The sequence below is a fragment of the Vreelandella sp. EE27 genome (assembly GCF_968206495.1).
In genome coordinates this window covers 288,025-305,290 of sequence record NZ_OZ309109.1, presented here as the reverse complement: position 1 = coordinate 305,290, position 17,266 = coordinate 288,025, and the positions used below count along the sequence as shown (strand labels likewise).

The 17,266-nt window shown below is 63.0% G+C and carries 17 protein-coding genes and 1 tRNA gene; 5 read left to right on the top strand and 13 right to left on the bottom strand.

The genetic code is table 11. The annotated features are described in order from the left end of the window. Nucleotides 1–4: 4 nt before the first annotated feature. The 7 genes from phnE to ACWHVV_RS01450 all read right to left on the bottom strand — a co-directional run bounded on the left by phnE (nt 5) and on the right by ACWHVV_RS01450 (nt 7,127). Nucleotides 5–832, bottom strand: a complete 828-nt coding sequence (gene phnE / locus ACWHVV_RS01480) for a phosphonate ABC transporter, permease protein PhnE (protein WP_447927752.1) — start codon at nt 830–832, stop codon at nt 5–7. After that, nucleotides 829–1,689, bottom strand: coding sequence for a phosphonate ABC transporter ATP-binding protein (phnC, locus tag ACWHVV_RS01475; RefSeq protein ID WP_447927751.1), 861 nt, complete (start codon nt 1,687–1,689; stop codon nt 829–831). The genes phnE and phnC overlap by 4 nt, the downstream gene beginning before the upstream one ends. Nucleotides 1,690–1,762: 73 nt before the next feature. Then, entirely contained in the window at nt 1,763–2,728 is a 966-nt protein-coding gene (gene phnD / locus ACWHVV_RS01470; protein ID WP_447927750.1) for a phosphate/phosphite/phosphonate ABC transporter substrate-binding protein, read from the bottom strand. A 79-nt stretch (nt 2,729–2,807) separates the two neighbouring features. Continuing rightward, entirely contained in the window at nt 2,808–4,571 is a 1,764-nt protein-coding gene (locus ACWHVV_RS01465; RefSeq protein WP_447927749.1) for a bifunctional diguanylate cyclase/phosphodiesterase, read from the bottom strand. A 132-nt stretch (nt 4,572–4,703) separates the two neighbouring features. Continuing rightward, nucleotides 4,704–6,089, bottom strand: coding sequence for a sensor histidine kinase (locus ACWHVV_RS01460; RefSeq protein ID WP_447927748.1), 1,386 nt, complete (start codon nt 6,087–6,089; stop codon nt 4,704–4,706). After that, on the bottom strand, nt 6,079–6,753 hold the full coding sequence (locus ACWHVV_RS01455) for a response regulator transcription factor (protein ID WP_447527508.1): 675 nt from the start codon (nt 6,751–6,753) through the stop codon (nt 6,079–6,081). Before ACWHVV_RS01455 ends, ACWHVV_RS01460 begins: the two co-directional genes overlap by 11 nt. Further along, nucleotides 6,750–7,127, bottom strand: coding sequence for a PepSY domain-containing protein (locus ACWHVV_RS01450; protein ID WP_447894925.1), 378 nt, complete (start codon nt 7,125–7,127; stop codon nt 6,750–6,752). Before ACWHVV_RS01450 ends, ACWHVV_RS01455 begins: the two co-directional genes overlap by 4 nt. Nucleotides 7,128–7,277: 150 nt before the next feature. Between ACWHVV_RS01450 and ACWHVV_RS01445 the strand changes: the two genes are divergently transcribed. Beyond that, nucleotides 7,278–7,757 carry a PepSY domain-containing protein gene (locus tag ACWHVV_RS01445; protein WP_447927747.1) on the top strand — a complete coding sequence of 160 codons (480 nt, stop codon included), beginning with the start codon at nt 7,278–7,280 and terminating at the stop codon, nt 7,755–7,757. A 116-nt stretch (nt 7,758–7,873) separates the two neighbouring features. On the opposite strand, the gene ACWHVV_RS01440 is transcribed toward ACWHVV_RS01445, so the two are convergent. Then, the gene (locus ACWHVV_RS01440) at nt 7,874–9,244 is read right to left on the bottom strand and encodes a Glu/Leu/Phe/Val family dehydrogenase (RefSeq protein WP_447927746.1); all 1,371 of its coding nucleotides are present in this window, start codon (nt 9,242–9,244) and stop codon (nt 7,874–7,876) included. 113 nt (nt 9,245–9,357) lie between these two features. Between ACWHVV_RS01440 and ACWHVV_RS01435 the strand changes: the two genes are divergently transcribed. Next, a complete protein-coding gene (locus tag ACWHVV_RS01435) occupies nt 9,358–10,344 on the top strand; it encodes a DUF1853 family protein (protein WP_447927745.1) in 987 nt (328 codons plus the stop codon). Here the strand turns inward: ACWHVV_RS01435 and proB are convergent. From proB to rplU, 4 genes are all read right to left on the bottom strand, one after another. Next, a complete protein-coding gene (gene proB, locus ACWHVV_RS01430; RefSeq protein ID WP_447927744.1) occupies nt 10,341–11,480 on the bottom strand; it encodes a glutamate 5-kinase in 1,140 nt (379 codons plus the stop codon). The two genes, ACWHVV_RS01435 and proB, sit on opposite strands and share 4 nt — an antisense overlap. A 55-nt stretch (nt 11,481–11,535) precedes the next feature. Then, a complete protein-coding gene (gene cgtA, locus ACWHVV_RS01425; protein ID WP_447894920.1) occupies nt 11,536–12,726 on the bottom strand; it encodes an Obg family GTPase CgtA in 1,191 nt (396 codons plus the stop codon). A gap of 128 nt (nt 12,727–12,854) precedes the next feature. Next, nucleotides 12,855–13,112: a 50S ribosomal protein L27 gene (gene rpmA, locus ACWHVV_RS01420; RefSeq protein WP_447927743.1), complete on the bottom strand. Its 258-nt coding sequence runs from the start codon at nt 13,110–13,112 to the stop codon at nt 12,855–12,857. 34 nt (nt 13,113–13,146) lie between these two features. Next, nucleotides 13,147–13,458 (bottom strand): 50S ribosomal protein L21, encoded by a 312-nt coding sequence (rplU, locus tag ACWHVV_RS01415; protein WP_447527500.1) that lies wholly within the window; start codon nt 13,456–13,458, stop codon nt 13,147–13,149. Between the two features lie 328 nt (nt 13,459–13,786). On the opposite strand from rplU, the gene ispB reads away from it, so the two are divergent. The 3 genes from ispB to ACWHVV_RS01400 all read left to right on the top strand — a co-directional run bounded on the left by ispB (nt 13,787) and on the right by ACWHVV_RS01400 (nt 16,363). Further along, on the top strand, nt 13,787–14,788 hold the full coding sequence (gene ispB / locus ACWHVV_RS01410) for an octaprenyl diphosphate synthase (protein ID WP_447927742.1): 1,002 nt from the start codon (nt 13,787–13,789) through the stop codon (nt 14,786–14,788). A gap of 84 nt (nt 14,789–14,872) precedes the next feature. After that, nucleotides 14,873–14,949: transfer RNA gene (locus tag ACWHVV_RS01405), tRNA-Pro, on the top strand. A 283-nt stretch (nt 14,950–15,232) separates the two neighbouring features. After that, nucleotides 15,233–16,363: an endonuclease/exonuclease/phosphatase family protein gene (locus tag ACWHVV_RS01400; protein WP_447927741.1), complete on the top strand. Its 1,131-nt coding sequence runs from the start codon at nt 15,233–15,235 to the stop codon at nt 16,361–16,363. 81 nt (nt 16,364–16,444) lie between these two features. Here ACWHVV_RS01400 and ACWHVV_RS01395 read toward each other — a convergent pair whose 3' ends face one another. Further along, a complete protein-coding gene (locus ACWHVV_RS01395) occupies nt 16,445–17,107 on the bottom strand; it encodes a GntR family transcriptional regulator (RefSeq protein WP_447927740.1) in 663 nt (220 codons plus the stop codon). Between the last annotated feature and the right edge of the window lie 159 nt (nt 17,108–17,266).

The window sequence follows — 17,266 nt, the reverse complement described above, 5'->3', positions numbered from 1 at the left end:
GCTCCTATTGAGTAAAGCGGCGGACGTGGCTGGAGGCGTATTCGCTCAGCAGCACGATCGCGATGATGATCAGCAAGATAGCCGCGGAAGTGCTGTACTCGTAGCGGCTAAGCGAAGTGTTAAGCGTTGCCCCGATTCCCCCGGCGCCGACGATGCCGATCACCGCGGACTCGCGAAAATTGATATCCAGCCGGTACATGGAGAGCCCGATCAGACGCGGCATCACCTGGGGCTGCACGGCGTGGTTCATCACCTGCCACCAGCCGGCGCCGGTGGCGCGCACAGCCTCGACCTGACGCGCGTCGAGATCCTCGATGTCTTCGGCTAAAAGCTTGGCCATGAAGCCGATGGTGGCAAACGCCAGGGTGATCATGCCCGCCAGCGGCCCGAAGCCGAACATCACCACGAACAAGATGGCGATGATGATCTCCTGAAAGGTGCGCGAGATGGCGATGATCGCCCGGCACACGGCGTAAACCGGCAGCGGGGCGATGTTACGCGCTGCCCCCAGCCCCACGGGAATCGCCAGCAGTACACCGATCACCGTGGAGGTGAGCGTCATGGTCAAACTTTCCAAAAGCCCCGCGATGATATCGTTTTGACGGCTAACGAAATCCGGCTGCGTGAACGCTGCCAGGAAATTGACCGCCCGCCCGGCACCTTCCGCGACCCGGGCCCAGTTGACCTCGACGGAGGCCAGCGCCAGCACCAGATAAACGCAAGTGCCAACGATGATGGCCAAGCGTAGCCAAGGGCGCTCGATGAACGGCCGCCGCCGCCACTGGCCAAGCTGTGCGGCCGCCAAGCGCGCGTCGGTGTCTGGCCCCCTCATCGCACGGCCCCACTTACCGGTGCTGACAACACCCGAGGCTTGTCGGCTGTATCGATACGCCGAACCGGCGGCGGGTTTTCCGGGATGGGCTCTTCGGCCTCCTCGGCCCGGGTATCCCACTCCTCTTCGCCGTAGATGGTCGTGAGGATATCGCCGCTAAGCTCGGCCGGGGCACCGTCGAAAACGATTTGGCCCGCGTTGAGCCCGACGATGCGATCGGCGAACTGCTGGGCCAGCGCGACATCGTGAATATTGATGATGGCGGCAAGGCCGCGCTCGGCGCAGAGCTCACGGATCAAACGCATGATCTGGCGCGAGGTTTTCGGGTCGAGGCTCGCCGTAGGCTCGTCGACCAGCAACAGCCGAGGGCTTTGTAAAAGCGCCCGGGCGATACCCACCCGCTGGCGCTGCCCGCCGGAGAGCGCATCGGCGCGCTTGTCGATGGCGTGGGCAAGCCCGACGCGTTCGAGCAGGCGAAACGCCTCAGCCACCGCGTCCTCGGGGTAGCGGCGCAAAAAACTGCGCCAAAAACCGACGTAGCCCAGCCGCCCGGAGAGCACGTTCTCCATCACCGTGAGCCGGTCGATCAGCGCGTACTCCTGAAAGATCATACCCATGGAGCGCCGCGCCCGGCGCAGCGCACGCCCGGAAAGCCCGGTCAGTTCGAGTTCGTCCAGCCGAATGCTGCCTTGGGTCGGCTCGACCAGGCGGTTCACACAGCGAATCAGGGTGCTTTTACCCGCCCCGGAGGGGCCGATCAACGCCATGACTTGCCCTTTGGGCAGCGAAAGCCCGATATCGGTCAGGGCATGATCCCCGGTGGGGTAGCGTTTGCCAACGCCGGTTAGGGTAAGCATTGAAACACCTCCTCTGGATAGCAAGCCGGCCGAAAGGATGCCCTTTCGGCCGGCGTTCGTGGTGCGTCAGCGCTTAGTCGCAGTCGTAGGTCACATCGTTGGCGTCGGCGATGGTACGAATGACCGACCAATCTTCTTCATAGGTGATGGGAATGAACTGCGCTTCACCGGAGTTGGCGAACTCTTCTTCCAGCGCTGTGCCTTCCCAGTCATAGCTGAAAAACGCGTCCTGAATCTGCTGGGCCAGTTCCGGGTCGAGGTTGTGGGCCAGGCCGTAGCCGGTGGTGGGGAAGGTTTCCGAGGTATAAATCACCTCGTAATCGCCTTCGTTGACCACACCCCGGGCCAGCATCCGCGTGGCGACGGAGTTGGCGATGGCGGCGGCGTCGTAATCTTCGTTGACCACGCCCAGAATGGAGTTGTCGTGGGAGCCGGAGAACGCGGTTTCGAAGTCTTCGCCGGCTTCCATGCCGTATTCCGAGCGCAAAAGCGCCGAGGGCGCGCGAAAGCCGGAGTTGGAGGTTTCCGAAGTGAACGCCATCTGGCGTCCTGCCAGGTCCTCGACGGCTTCGATACCGCTGCCCGGATAGGTGATGATCTCCATCTCGTAACCAAAGCTTCCGTCGTCTGCCGCCATCATGGCAAACGGTCTAAAGCCGCCACAGTTGACCGCTACCGGCACGCCGCCGGTATTGAAGCCCGCTACGTGCAAGCGTCCGGCGCGCAGCGCCTCCTGCTGGGCGGCGTTGGACTGTACCGGGAAAAACTGCACGTTCTTACCGGTCGCCTCGCTCAGGTGATCCAGGAAATCCGCCCACACCTCGGCGTACACCGCCGGGTCTTCTACCGGCGTGTAGGCAAATACCAGCGTATCCGGGTTGACCCACTCGGCGGTGTCTTCGGGTACGTCGGCTACCATGTCGCCGTCGTTGTCGGTGTAGCGCGATGAAAGGTCGGCGGAGGCGGTGAGCGCGGTCAGGGCGAAGGCCCCCGTTACCGCAGCGCTTAACAAAGTACGAGAAAGAGAGAGCGTCGACATACATCACCCAAAATGTTGTTTGAAGTAGCGCTATGCTGACAAGCCCGGGTGACAAGCCTGCGACACTTGCATGACGCCTTTATGACGCCGCGGGGTAAACAGCGGGGGCGGACCCGTCGCCGCGGCGCTCGACGAAAAGGCTATTACCGGCGATTTTCTTGGCCTGATGTTTGAGTTCCGAAAGCTGCGCGGCGATCTCCAGCGCCCGGCAGCTCGTGGTATCGAGTATCGGCTTGACCGCGATCGACACGCTGACGAAGGAAAAGAAGTCCGCTTCGCCCCGGCGGTTTTCAATATGCACCCCGCCCTGCAGGCGGTCGCGCTCGTCGAAAAAGCCCGGCGCCATCACCTCGAAGGAGTCGAGGATCTGGCGGCACACGCCCTCCCAGTGCTCCAGCGGCAGCAGCATCATGAAATCGTCGCCGCCGATGTGGCCGATAAAGCCCCCGGCGCTGTCCACCTGGGCCTGTAAAAGGCGCGAAAGCGCAATGATCACCTGGTCGCCCCGGGCGTAACCGTAGGCGTCGTTGAAGGCCTTGAAGTTGTCCAGGTCCACGTAGGCCGCCGCAAAGGGCTCGCCTTTCTCCAGCGTGTGCCCCAGGGTTTCGTTGATCAAAATATTGCCCGGCAGCCCAGTCAGTGGGTTGGCGTGGCGCGCCTGGCGCACCTGGATGGCGGTGATCTCGCGCAATAGATCGACGATGCTGCCCATCCCCAGGTAGCGCCCTGCATCGACGATCACGAAGTCCTCCTGTTCGATATCGCGGCTGTCCGTGAGCTGCTGGCTGAGCACTTCGAGTGGCGTATCCGCCTCGGCGATCAGCGGTTTGGTATCCGCTACTTCCAGCACCTTGCGCTTGGCGTAAAGCGCGTGGCTATAGGGGTTGGTGAACAGGGTCAAGAATGCGCTTCGCCGCACCACCGCCACCGGCGCGTCGTCCTTTACCACCGCGACGCAGCGAAGTGCCGGGTGGTGGCGAAAGCGCTCGGCCAGGGCGATTACCGAATCGTCCGGCGCAGCGGTCTCGATGGCGCGGGAAATGGTCCGGGCGGTGCGCCCGGAGCCGCTGGCAGGCCCCGGCGCCGGCAGTTGCATGTTCAGGGTAAACGGCGGATCGATGCTGGGGCGGGCAAAGTAAAACCCCTGCAACAGCGAAAGCCCCCGGTCGAGCTCCCAAAGGCAGAGGTGCTCGGCGGCGGTCTCCACGCCTTCGGCAATGAGGTGGCAATCGAGGCTTCGCGCCACGTCCAGAATCGAGCGCAGAAACTCGCGCTTGGCGGGCTGCTGGTCGATCCCGGCAATGAAGTGACGGTCGAGCTTGACGAAGTCCGGGCGCAGCTCCGCCCAATGGCGAAGACTCGAGTGCCCGGCGCCCAGATCATCGAGGGCGACCTGAAAGCCCATGTCCCGGTAGTGGTCCACCGCCTGGCGCATCAGGGCGTAATCGTGAATCGGCACGTGCTCGGTCAGCTCGATCACTACCCGCTTGGCAGGCAAGCCGCTTTCGCGTACGAAGCCCAGGGTCAGCCCCTCTTCGAAGTCGCGCTCGACGATGGTCAGCGGCATCACGTTGAGAAACAAGAACCCGGGCAGTCCGAGCTCGGCAAAACGGCGAATGGCCAGGCGCCGGCACATAAGATCCAGCTCGACCAAATGCCCCGCCTGCATCGCCACGTCGAAAAGGCGCAGCGGCGAGTAGAGCGGCGAGTTTTCGGGCCCGCGCGCTAACGCTTCGTAGCCGAATATCGCCTGCTGGCTGGCATCCACGATGGGCTGGAACACAATGGTCAAGTCCTCGTTTTCAAGAATGTGGTTAAGCCATTGAGTGTCTTGAGCAGTCATGTGCCGGGTGCCTTTGCAAACGTCGTCAGCCGAAAAACCGGCTAACGCGTCCTGAGTCGACGGGAGGAGGTTCAGTCCAAAAAGATTGGGATATTTTGATGACGCTTTTATGACGCCCGGTGTTGCGGGGCGTCATGCGCCCGGGGCCACCACGGGGAGCTCGACGGCCACATAGACCCCGCCGGCTTCGGCCCGCGTAAGGTGCAGCGTGCCGTGGTAAAGCGCCACCAAATCCGCGACGATGGCGAGCCCCAGGCCGCTGTTCGAGCGCTGCTCGTCCAGCCGCGTGCCCCGGGCAAGCGCGGCCTGACACTGCGCCTCGCTCATGCCGGGGCCGTTGTCGCTAACGCCAATCAACAGCGTCTCGTCTTGGGCGTCCACGCGAAGCGTCACCTCGCTTTGCGCCCAGCGCAGCGCGTTATCCAGGAGGTTACCGGCGATTTCCTGAATATCCTGGCGGTCCATACGGACCTTCGGGCGCGCTTGCCAATCGGCGCTGAGCGCGACCTGGCGGCGGTGAGCCAGGCGGGAGAGGCCCTCGATCAACCCGGAAAGGGCCTCGTCGAGGGCGATGGGCGCCAGGTGCAGGCCCTCGCCGGCCGCCGAGGCGCGGGCCAGGTGGTGGCGTACGGCGCTATCGATGCGCGAAAGCTCGGTATCCAGCCGCTCGCTGTGTTCGCCGGGCAAATGCTTTAGCTGCAGGCGCATCACGCTCAGCGGCGTTTTTAGCGCGTGGGCCAGGTTACCCGCCGTGTGGCGGCCACGCTCGATCAGCCGCTGATCGCGCACGAGCACTGCGTTCATCGACCCGGCAAGCGTTGCCAGCTCCTCGGGCAGTTGCGTATCCATGCGCTCCGCGGTGCCCTTTTCCACTTCGCGAAGGTTGGCGCTCATGCGCCGAAGCGGCGCCAGCCCCCAGCGCACCTGTAACGCCAACACGCCCATCAAGAGCGCACCGAGCGTCAAAAGCCCCAGCCATAAAAGCCGCTGGAACCGGGCAATGCTCGCGCCCAGCTCGGTCTCGTCCGCGGCCACGCTGACGTGCAGCGGCGTATCTAGCGGGGCCAGATAAATATCGCGCTCGAGCACGCGTAGCGGCTGGCCGCGGGGGCCTTTTAGGCTTCGCGCGCTTATCCGACGGCTGTCGGTCACCGGCAGGCGCTGATCCCAAAGCGAGCGCGAGGCGAGATGGTGCGTGTTTTGGTCGGTGATTTGCCAGTACCAGCCGGAAAACACCTGATCGAAGCGGGGATCGCCCAGCGCGCTTGGAGAGCGCAGGGTATCGCTTGCGGCGTCGAACGCCACCCCGGCGATCACCACGTTCAGCGTCGCTTTTAGGCGCTCGTCAAAGGCGGTTATGGCGGCGGTACGGTAATAATGCGCAAGCCACGCCCCGGAAAGCGGCAGCGCCAGCGCAATGATGACGAGTGCGGCGAGCAGCAGCCGCGTGGCGATCGAGCGGTGGGACCAGCGCTTGCGCAGTTGGCTCCAGACAAGCCGGCCGCGGTTAGCCGACATCCGGCGCCTCGGCCAGCAGTCGATAGCCCTGGCCTCGAAGCGTGGCAAAGCGCCAGCCCCCGAGCTTGCGGCGCAGCCGGCTGATCTGCACGTCGATCACGTTGGAGTCCGGCTCCTGGTCACGGTCGTAGACGTGCTCGGCGAGCTCGCCCCGGCTGACCACCCGCGGGGCGGCGTGCATCAAATAGCTCAGCAGGCGCGTCTCTTGGGCGGTCAGGCTGACCGGGCGTCCGGCAAGCGTCACGTGCTGGGTGTGGGTATCCAGGTGGAGCTCGCCCACCTTGATGACCGGGTGCGCGTAGCCGTGGGTGCGGCGAACGATTGCGCGCAGGCGAAAGAGCACCTCGGCGGGCTCGAAGGGTTTCGTCACGTAGTCATCGGCGCCGGCCGTAAACCCCGCGGCCTTGTCCGCCCAGCGCTCGCGGGCGGTCAAAATCAGCACAGGCAGGTCGATACCGTCGTCGCGCCAGGCGCTTAGCCAGCGCGTGCCGTCGCCGTCGGGCAGGCCGACGTCCAGAATCAGCGCGTCATACGCCTCGACGCGCACCAAAAAATCCGCTTTTTGGCCGGTGGCGGCATGCTCCACCAGCCAGTCGCCCTCTTTTAGCGCCTGGCCGAGCTCAAAGGCCAGCGCCTGGTCATCCTCTACCAATAAACACTTCATGGCCCGCCCCCCTCGACACTTTCGCGCTGCATCTCGTTGATACGCACGCCTTCGATTTTCATGAGCTTGCCGCTGCGCCCGTCGAACTCGAACTCGACGACCTGCCCCTGGGGGCCGAGCATCTTGATCTCGTACTCGATGTCGCCGTCGTCGCGCTCCATCTCGACCTCGATGACCTCGCCCAGGTAGCGCGCTTCCAGCCAGTCCAGAAGCGACTCCAGGCTCACCGCCTCGCCCGAGCGCACCTGGTCATGCAACCCTTCCCACTGCGGGTCCGCCCCCACGCTTTGGACGCCAAGCCACGCCACCAGCGCCACGGCCAGGGGCCAGCGGCGCTTAAGGCGCGATGAATGAGGCGTTAAAAGCGTTTTCATGGTGTCAGCATGCCAAAGTCGATATGAACGTTGGATGAACGGCGCCTTCAGGTTAGCGACAGAGACGCGGTGCTATAAAAGGAGCGTCGCATCGGCAAGCGCCGGTGCGTGTTGATCATTCACCCCGTATCGCTCAAGAAGGAGTTTGACATGAATCTTACGAAAAAAGTGCTGATGATGCCGGCCACTGCCCTGCTGCTAAGCGCAGCGGCGGGCGCCGCCCAGGCCGACGAGGGCCTGGCCCTCGAGCGCCTCGACGACGTTCTCGGCTATACCGCCGACTACGGCTTTACCCAGTACCAGGAAATCAGCGTCGAAGGCGGCGACCGGGTCGAGGTCGAAGGGTGGCTCGATGACGAGTGGTTCGCCGATATCGAGTTCTCGCTGGACAGCGGCGAAACCCTGCAAGAGGAGCGCGAACGCCTGGTCAGCGGTGCCTGGGGCATGAGCGAAGACGATATTCGCCAGGCATTCGAAGTCGCTTCCGAGGAAGGCATGGTGACCTTCGAGGAGATCGACATGAACCAGAGCGGTATCATCGACATCGAAGGCCGCAACGCCGAGGGCCGCGAGGTCGAGCTGAGCGTGCGCCAGGGCTCCTACGAGATTACCGCGATGGATCGCGACTAGCCTGGCCGCACCCCAGCGTATTGCATCATGGGGTGTTGCAGCATGTCGCAAAACGGGCCCTGACGAGGGCCCGTTTTTTCGATGCGCGCGTGTTTATCGACTTTCCTGGCAAGTGTTTATCGGCTTTCCTGACAGTTGCCCCGCGCCATGATCGCCTCGGCGATACGCTCGATTCCCTGGCGGTAGGCCGCCTGACGATAGGTCACCTTCTCCTCTTTTGCGCGCTCGAGCACCAGGCGCGCCTCGCGCTCCAGCTTTTCATCGAGACGCTGGTTGACCTCCTCTTCGCTCCAGGCTTGGCCGGCGCGGTTTTGTAGCCACTCGAAGTAGCTCACGATCACCCCACCGGTATTGGCCAGCACATCGGGCAGCACATCGATGCCGCGATTGTCGAGCTCGCGGTCGGCGTCGCTGGTGACCGGGCCATTGGCAATTTCCAGAATCATGCCGGCCTGGATATCGACGACGTTGTCGCCGTGCACCTGGTTTTCCAGCGCGGCCAGGGCCAGCACGTCGACTTCGAGCGCCAAGAGCTCGGCGCCCTCGATGGCCTTGCCCTGGCGGCATTTGGCGAGCGCGCCGTGTTTTTCCTTGGCCTTTTGGGCCGCGTCGATATCCAGCCCCGTCTTCTTGTAAATGCCGCCGCTGGAGTCCGACACCGCCACGACCTTGTAGCCCCGCGCGCTTGCCTGGCGGGCGAAATACGTCGCCGCATTGCCAAAGCCCTGCACCGCGACGGTGGTGTCTTCGGGCTTGCGGTTTTGTTGCTCGGCCCACAAATCCAGCACCTTGAGCGCGCCGTGGCCGGTGGCCGCCACGCGCCCGGGCGAGCCACCCAGCGGCAAAGGCTTGCCGGTGATCGCCGCCGGCACCTTGGCGCGCACGATGTTCTCGTACTCGTCGATCATCCAGCCCATTACCTCGGCGTCGGTGTTGACGTCCGGGGCGGGAATGTCACGGTCCGGGCCCATCACGTCGGCAATGGCGCGAATGTAGCCCCGCGCCAGGCGTTCGCGCTCCAGCGATGAAAGCGCCTTGGCATCGACCTGGACCCCGCCCTTGCCACCCCCAAAGGGGAGGCCGACGACCGCGCACTTGATCGCCATCCAGAAGCTGAGCGTGGTCACCTCGTGTTGGTTGACCTGCGGGTGAAAGCGCACGCCACCCTTGGCCGGCCCCAGGCTTATATCGTACTGGACCCGCCAGGCCGGAAATGCCTGCAGGCGGCCATCGTCCATGCGTACCGGTATACTGACCTGTAGCGAAAGCGCGGGCTGCATTAGTCTCGCCCGGGCATCGGGATGGATATCCAGGGCGTCGAATACCTCCTCCAGCCGCGAGTGGGCGTCCTCGAAAAGCGCCGCGCCGGTTTGCGGGGTAAGCGCCTGGGCCTCAACATGCGAAGGTTCGGGGCCATTTTTTTTAGCTGCCCGTTTGTTTGATGAGCTGGCGGGGGCTTTCTGCTTTTTGGTTTTCGAATTAGCCATTAACACACTCCGTTGCATCGTTGGGTAAAGGCCGGGGCTTGCGTAAGCTCAAGCGTAGCATTCATTGTTTTACTGCGCCCTCGCCCACCCTCAAGCGCCCAAGGGACACTACTATGCCACCAATACCACCGGCCGACACGCCAAGCGCCTTGCTGGAAGACCCCATCGCCCGGGACCTGGCGTGGCTTCTGGATACGCCGGATCTGGTGGCGTTAAAAGGCTACCCGGGCCGCCCCACCCGAGCCGAGCTTGGCCTTGAAAGCGACGCCCACGACTGGCTCGAGCGACTGTTACCGGCGTGCCGGGCGGTGGTGAAAAAACGCCTAACGCGCATGGGCCACTACCACGAAACCCTTTGGCATCTGCTGCTCGGCCACGCACCCAACACGCGGCTTTTGGCCCATAACGTTCAAATCAGAGAAAAACGCCTGACCCTGGGCGAGCTGGATATGCTCTACCGCACCTGCGCCGACCCGGCGCCCATCCATTTGGAAGTCGCGATCAAGTTCTACCTGGGGCTCGACGAAGGCCCAAGCGGCGCCACCAGCCAGAACCGCTGGATCGGCCCGGGCGGGCTCGACAGCCTGGGGCGCAAGTGCGCCCATTTGCACGCCCACCAACTGCCGCTTTCCGCCACGCCCCTGGCCCAAAAAACGCTAAACCACTGGCTGGCACCGCGGGACTGCGCGCCTTTCGAGCCCGGCGCCGGCGCACTCACCCAGCGCCTGGCCATGCCCGGGGTGCTGTTTTATCCGTTTCACGCAACGCTGCCCCCACCGGAAGGCACAAGCGCGCATCACCGCCGCGGGCAGTGGTGCTACTTAAAAGATTGGGAGACACTTTTGGCGCGCGAGGGGGAGGTGAAGATGGCCTGGCTGAAGAAGCCTTTCTGGCTGGCGCCGCCGCTAGAGACGGCGTTTGATTCGCCAAAAGCGTTTGGGCCTGCGCTCACGGCGCATATCGCGCAGTACGGCCCCCAGCAGGTCATGCTGAAAGCCGAAGGCGGCGCGGCGCTTAAACGGGTATTCATCGTGCCCAACGACTGGCCGCGGCAGATACCGCTACCGCTTGGGTCATCGAAAACCCGGCCCGGGCGTTAAACGACCACCAGGTTATCCCGATGGATCAGCTCATGGGCCTCGACGAAGCCGAGGATCGCCTCGATCTGATGGCTGGGTTTGCCGGCCAGCAGGCGGGCGTCGTCGGCGCCGTAGTTGATCAGCCCCTTGGCGACCCGTTCACCCTGCTCGTCCACGCACAGCACCATGTCGCCGCGCTTGAAGCTGCCCTGCACCTGGCGTACGCCCACCGGCAGAAGGCTCGAGCCCTTGTCGCGCAGCACGTTGACCGCCCCGGTATCCAGGGTGAGCGTACCGCGTACCTGGAGCTGGCCGGCCAGCCAGCGCTTGCGCGCCGCTATGGGGGCCTGGTTGGGCGTCAGCAGCGTGCCCAGCGCCTCGCCGCCCATGATGCGACTGATCACATTGGGCTGGCGGCCGCTGGCAATCACGGTGAGCGCCCCGGAGCGCGCCGCGAGCGTGGCGGCGCGCACCTTGGTACTCATACCGCCACGGCCAAGCGCCCCGCCGCTGCCCGCCACCGCCGCAAGCCTTGGGTCGTCGGCGCGGCCTTCGTCGATCAGGGTGGCGCCGGGGTCTTCCCGGGGGTCGGCGTCAAAAAGCCCTTCCTGGTCGGTCAACAGCACCAGGGCGTCGGCCTCGAGCAGATTGGCGACCAAAGCGCCCAGGGTGTCGTTGTCGCCAAAGCGGATCTCGTCGGTGACCACGGTGTCGTTTTCGTTGACCACCGGCACCACCCGCATCTCGACCAGGGTGCGCAGCGCCGAGAGCGCGTTGAGGTAACGCTTGCGGTTGGAAAGATCGTCGTGGGTCAGAAGGATTTGCGCGGTCAGCATGCCGTGACGGGCGAAGTGCTGCTCGTAGCACTGGGTCAGGCCGTTCTGGCCGACGGCGGCGGCGGCCTGTAGCTCATGGACCGCGGTGGGCCGGGCCTGCCAGCCAAGACGCACCATGCCCGCGGCCACCGCCCCGGAGGAGACCAGCACGACCTCGACACCGCGGCTTTGCAGCTCGGCGATCTGGTCGACCCAGGCGCCGATGGCGGCGTCATCGAGCCCGCGCCCATCGTCGGTAATCAGGGCGCTGCCGATCTTCACCACCACGCGGCGCGCGCCCCTTAGCGCCTCCCGACCCGGCAACTGTTCACGCTGTTCCATGCCGCCTCTCTTTTGCCCACACCTAAACGTTCGTCGTGATTTACCGGCTGCTGGCTCAGGGCGCGTACTCGACCTCGACATCGAAATCATCGTCGTCGAAGTCGTCGTCATCGTCCTGGTCGCGCCGCTTGCGGTTGTAGCCCAGACGCGCCTCGGTGCGGGCGACGGACTCTTCTTCCATGCGTTGGCGCATCTCGCGCTCGCGCTCGAAGGCCTCTTCGTCTTCGTTTTCCAGGCGCTGCTGCTCGGTCAGCCAGCGGTGCGCGGCCTGGACCAGCTTATCGGTGCCTTCGCTGCCGATCGCCGAGATGCGAAACACCGGGCCCTCCCAGTCAAGCGCATCGATGACCGCCTGGGCGCGGGCTTCGCGCTCCTCTTCCGGCACCAAATCGAACTTGTTGAGCACCAGCCAGCGCGGGCGCTCCGAGAGCGCCGGCGAGAACTCACCGAGCTCGTGGACGATCGCCTGGGCGGCCTGCACCGGGTCGGACTCATCGAACGGCGCGATATCCACCACGTGGAACAAAAGCCGCGTACGGGTCAGGTGCTTCAAAAAGCGCAAGCCCAGGCCCGCACCGTCCGAGGCGCCTTCGATCAGCCCGGGCACGTCCGCCATCACGAAGTGCTCGTGCATGCCCAGCTTCACCACGCCCAGGTTAGGCACCAGGGTGGTGAACGGGTAGTTGGCGACCTTCGGCTTGGCGGCGGAGACCGAGCGAATCAGCGTCGATTTACCGGCGTTGGGCATGCCCAAAAGGCCCACGTCGGCCATGACCTTCATTTCGAAACGCAGATTGCGCCGGTCGCCTTCGGTGCCCGGCGTGGTCCGCCGGGGCGCGCGGTTGGTCGAGGACTTGAAGTGAATATTACCCAGCCCCCGGCGTCCGCCTTCGGCGACCAGCACGACCTGGCCGATTTCGGTCACATCGGCGATCACTTCCAAAGTGTCTTCGTCGATCACCGTGGTGCCGACCGGCACTTTGACGTGCAGGTCAAGACCTGCCTTGCCGCTCATCTGACGCCCCATGCCGCCCTGGCCGTTTTCGGCCTTGTAGAAGCGCTGGAACTTGAAGTCGATCAGCGTATTGAGCGCATCGTCACCGATCAGGTAGACGCTGCCGCCATGGCCGCCGTCGCCGCCGTCGGGGCCGCCTTTAGGGACATATTTCTCGCGGCGAAAGCTCAGACAGCCGTTGCCGCCCTTGCCTGCCTCGACAATCACCGAGGCTTCATCGACGAACTGCATTGAATTCTCCCGGCCGCTTTCGCCGCCCTTGCATCCCCCGCCTTCACAAAGACCAAGGGGTTAAACAGACAAAAAAGCCCCGCCAATGCGGGGCTTTTCTTTCGTGCGATCGTCCAAGCGCTCAGCGCTTATTCAGCAACGATGCTCACGAATTTACGGTTTTTCGGGCCCTTGGTCTGGAACTGGACCTTACCGTCGTTCAGTGCGAACAACGTGTGGTCACGGCCGATACCGACGCCCTGGCCTGCGTGAAAACGCGTGCCGCGCTGGCGAACGATGATGTTACCCGCGGTTGCCGCTTGGCCACCGAAGAGTTTCACACCAAGGCGTTTGGATTCGGAATCGCGACCGTTACGCGTGGAGCCGGCTGCCTTTTTATGTGCCATCGAAATAGCCTCCTAATTAGGGGAATGAACCGTTTTAAACGGAGATTCCGGTAATTTTGACTTCAGTGAACCACTGACGGTGGCCCTGACGCTTCATGCTGTGCTTACGACGACGGAACTTGATGATGTTGATCTTATCACCACGGCCGTGAGACACGATTTCAGCGGATACTTTAGCGCCGCCGATCATCGGTGCGCCAATGTTGAAATCGTCGCCGTCTGCAACCATCAGCACTTCTTCGAAATCGATGGACTCGCCGGTGGCGACTTCGATTTTCTCGAGCTTGATGGTCTGACCTTCTTGAACGCGGTACTGCTTGCCACCGCTTTTGATAATTGCGTACATGTCGCTCTCCGGACTCGTCATTGAAGCTGGCACCTTGTTAAGCCAGCGCTCATCATCTACCGCGCTTTCGCGTCGTGCTCTTAAGACCTGCTGCGAGTGGCGCCCCTTTTGGCAGCCATCTGACAGGGAGCATGATGAGTGGGTCGCGGATTATAGCGCCGTTCGACCTTTACCACAAGCCCCTGGGGAGGTGTCAATCCGGCCGGTATCGACCCCGGGGCGGGGCTCGAAGTAGAGCGCGCCTTGACGCCTTACAGGCGGCCCCATAGCATAATCCCCACTCAGGGCGGTAATTGCCGCTTTTCACCTGCCGCGATGAACAAACTCCATGACTAACGTCTCTCCTAAAACGTCTGCCAGCCCAACGCCTTCACCGCTTCACGCCGTGGTGGCGGGCGACTTCGAGGCCGTTAACCGTACCATTGTCGAGCAGCTCAACTCCAAAGTCCCGCTGGTGGAAACCATCGGCCAGTACATCATCGAAAGCGGTGGCAAGCGCATGCGCCCGCTTTTGGTTTTGCTGGCCGCGCGCTCGCTGGGCTACGCAGGCGACAAGCACATTACGCTCGCCACGCTGATCGAGTTCATGCACACCTCCACGCTTTTGCACGACGACGTGGTCGATGATTCGCACCTGCGCCGCGGCAAAAAAACCGCCAACGATGCCTGGGGTAACGCGCCGTCGGTGCTGGTGGGTGATTTTCTCTACTCGCGCTCGTTTCAGCTGATGGTCAACGTCGGCTCGATGCGCATCATGGCGATTCTTTCGAGCGCGACCTGCATCATCGCCGAGGGCGAAGTGCTCCAGCTGACCAATATCGGCAACCCGAGCCTGACCGAGGACGCCTACTTCGAGACCATTCAGGGTAAAACCGCGATGCTGTTCGAGGCGGCGTCCCATAGCGGCGCGGTACTGGCCGACGCCACCCCGGTGCAAGAACGCGCCCTGCAACATTACGGGCGCTACCTGGGGCTCGCCTTTCAGTTGATCGACGATTTGCTCGACTACCAGGGCGACGCTGATGCAATGGGCAAGAACGTCGGCGACGACCTGGCCGAAGGCAAGCCGACGCTACCCTTGATCAACGCCATGGAGCGCGGCACCCCGGAAGAGGCCAAGCTGATCCGCCAAGCGATCCGCAAGGGCGGGCTCGAGCAGCTCGACGAGGTGCTGGCGATCGTTCACCGCACCGGGGCGCTCGAATACACCCGCAGCCGCGCGGTAGAAATGGTCGATAAAGCCCTGGCGGAACTCGAGACGCTGCCCGAGAGCCCCTATCGCAACAGCATGGCGGATCTCGCCCGCATGGCGATCGAACGCCAGTCCTGAATCGCAGTTTTTATGGGGCGCGGTGAAATTTCTACTTGAAAAGTCCCGCGCTCACGAGTAAGATTCATCCCCGTTATTAAGCGCCGGAATATAGCTCAGCTTGGTAGAGCGCTGCCTTCGGGAGGCAGAGGTCGTAGGTTCGAATCCTGCTATTCCGACCACAAATTTTAGAAAAATGGCCACTTAGCTCTTCGAGCAAGTGGCCATTTTTTTGTGCCTGGCATTTTGGCTGGCTTTTCGCATCGGTGGTTTTTCAGGCCACGTGAGTGAAAAGCCAGGATGTCGTTTTGCACGATAACCCGCTATTCTGTCTCGAATCGAAATTAAGGAGCCATGCCGGGTTTTACGCTTGGCAAGCTGCCACCTGATTGACTTCCAAGTGCATGACCGCCCTCACCCCGGGGCGACATTCATCATGCCGTCCCGCCACATTCGAGCACCCTCATGTTTTTAAAAACTCTACTCTGGATCGTTCGGGTTCTGACGATTGTTTTGATAGCGGTCAGCCTGCTGCCCGAAATTCCCAGCGGCCATTGGTCGATCCGGCTTTGGGAGTTTCCGCGCCTGCAGCTGAGCGTGGTGTTGGCCGTCGTGCTGCTGCTTCTGACCTTGCATGCCTGGCTTGGAAGAGCTCAAAAGGAGCACGGCGTATTGCTTGCGCTGCTGCTGGCGACCGGCGGCTGGCAGGTGTCCCATATCCTGCCCTTTACCCCGGTTTGGCCGAAGGAGGTGCAAGAGGCGGATGCGCGAACCCTGGAGAACCAGTCCACGTTCAAGATTCTGACCGCCAACGTCGACTACACCAATGACCGCTACGCCGAGGCGCTGGATTTGATCGAGCACGAAGACCCGGACGTCGTGCTGATCATCGAGATCGATCGCGAGTGGGAAGCGGGGTTGGCGCCGCTGGACGAAAGCTATGAGTACCACGTGGGCGAGGTGCGTGAGGAAGGGTTAGGCATCGCGCTTTGGTCCCGCGTTCCTCTGCAGGCGCAAGAAGTGGCCCATTTGGTGTCCGAGCGCCGGCCGTCGGTCTTTGCCACCCTGGACGTCCCCGGCATCGGGGCGGTGCGCTATGTCGGCATTCACCCGGTGCCACCAGGGCTTAAAGAGCGCACGCCAGACGATGGCGGCGACGCGGAACGCCGGGACAGCCGGGAGCGCGACGCGGAACTGATGCTCGTGGCCGAGCGCGTCGAACAGGACCCGGACAGCCGCTGGATCGTGACCGGGGACTTCAACGATGCGGCCTGGTCCAATACGACCCAGCTATTTATGGGCTTGAGCGATCTCAAGGATCCGCGCCGCGGAAGAGGCTTGCTGAGTACCTACCACGTCGATTATCCCTTTTGGCGCTACCCGATCGACCATCTGTTCGTCTCTGACGGCTTCGAGCTCGTCGCGCTGGACCGCGTAACGCTTGCGGGGTCGGATCATTTTGCCATCACGGCAACGTTGACGGCCGCCGAACAAGACCCGGCCGCGCCCGAGGCCTCGGCCCAGGAGCAACAAGAAGCCGATGAGCTGATCGAGGAAGGTGAAGAAGACGCCCGCGAAGAAGGCGTCAGCAGTTAAAGAGCGATCATACTAAAAGCGCACTAAAAAAAGGCCACCCCTATCATGCGGGTGGCCTTTTTCGTTGCAAGCGCGGGTGTATCACGCCATCTCGAGTTCTCGAATCGACGCCACCAGGTCGTTGAAGCGCTCGCCTTGAACGGTGACGTGCTCGCGCAGAAGGCGCTCGGTCGTTTTGCCGTCGCCGGCTTCGATCGCTTCGACGATGGCTTCGTGCTCGGCCAGCGAGCTCTCGACGCGCATACGCACCTGAAGCTGCATCCGCCGGTAGGGCTGTAGCAGCGCATGGAGCCGCGCCGCTTCCTGGGCAAGAAACTGGTTATGGCTGGCCGCGTAGAGGCAGTGGTGAAATACACTGTTTTCGTAGTAGTAGCCGTTGGTATCCCCCTGCTCGGCCATGGTACGGCACGCCTTGAGCGCCTGGGTCAGCGCAACGTGCTCCTGGCCGGAAATACGCCGGGCGGCGAGGCGCCCACAAAGCCCTTCGAGCTCGGCCATGACTTCAAAACGCTCGACCAGCTCGGACACGCCCAGCCGGGTCACGAAGGTGCCACGCTTGGGGACCACCTGCACCATGCCCGACACGGCGAGTTGCTGAATGGCTTCGCGAATCGGCGTGCGCGAGCAGGCGTACTCCAGCGCCAGTGCATCCGGGTCGAGGCGCTCGCCGGGGTTGAAGCGCCCGGCGACGATCGCATCTTCCAGCAGGTCGCGCAGCCGCTGCGCCTGGGACACCTTCGCCATAAGTCTACCCCCTCCTGCCTTGACTCATAAATTCTTTGGCTCTATTTGTTATATACAACATGCCGCACTGTTTAATGTTTACCACGCTAACTCACAATTATAAAGCGCTGGCGTCGTAACAAGCAGTCCGCCCACCGATTCACAACAAGGCCGATGCGC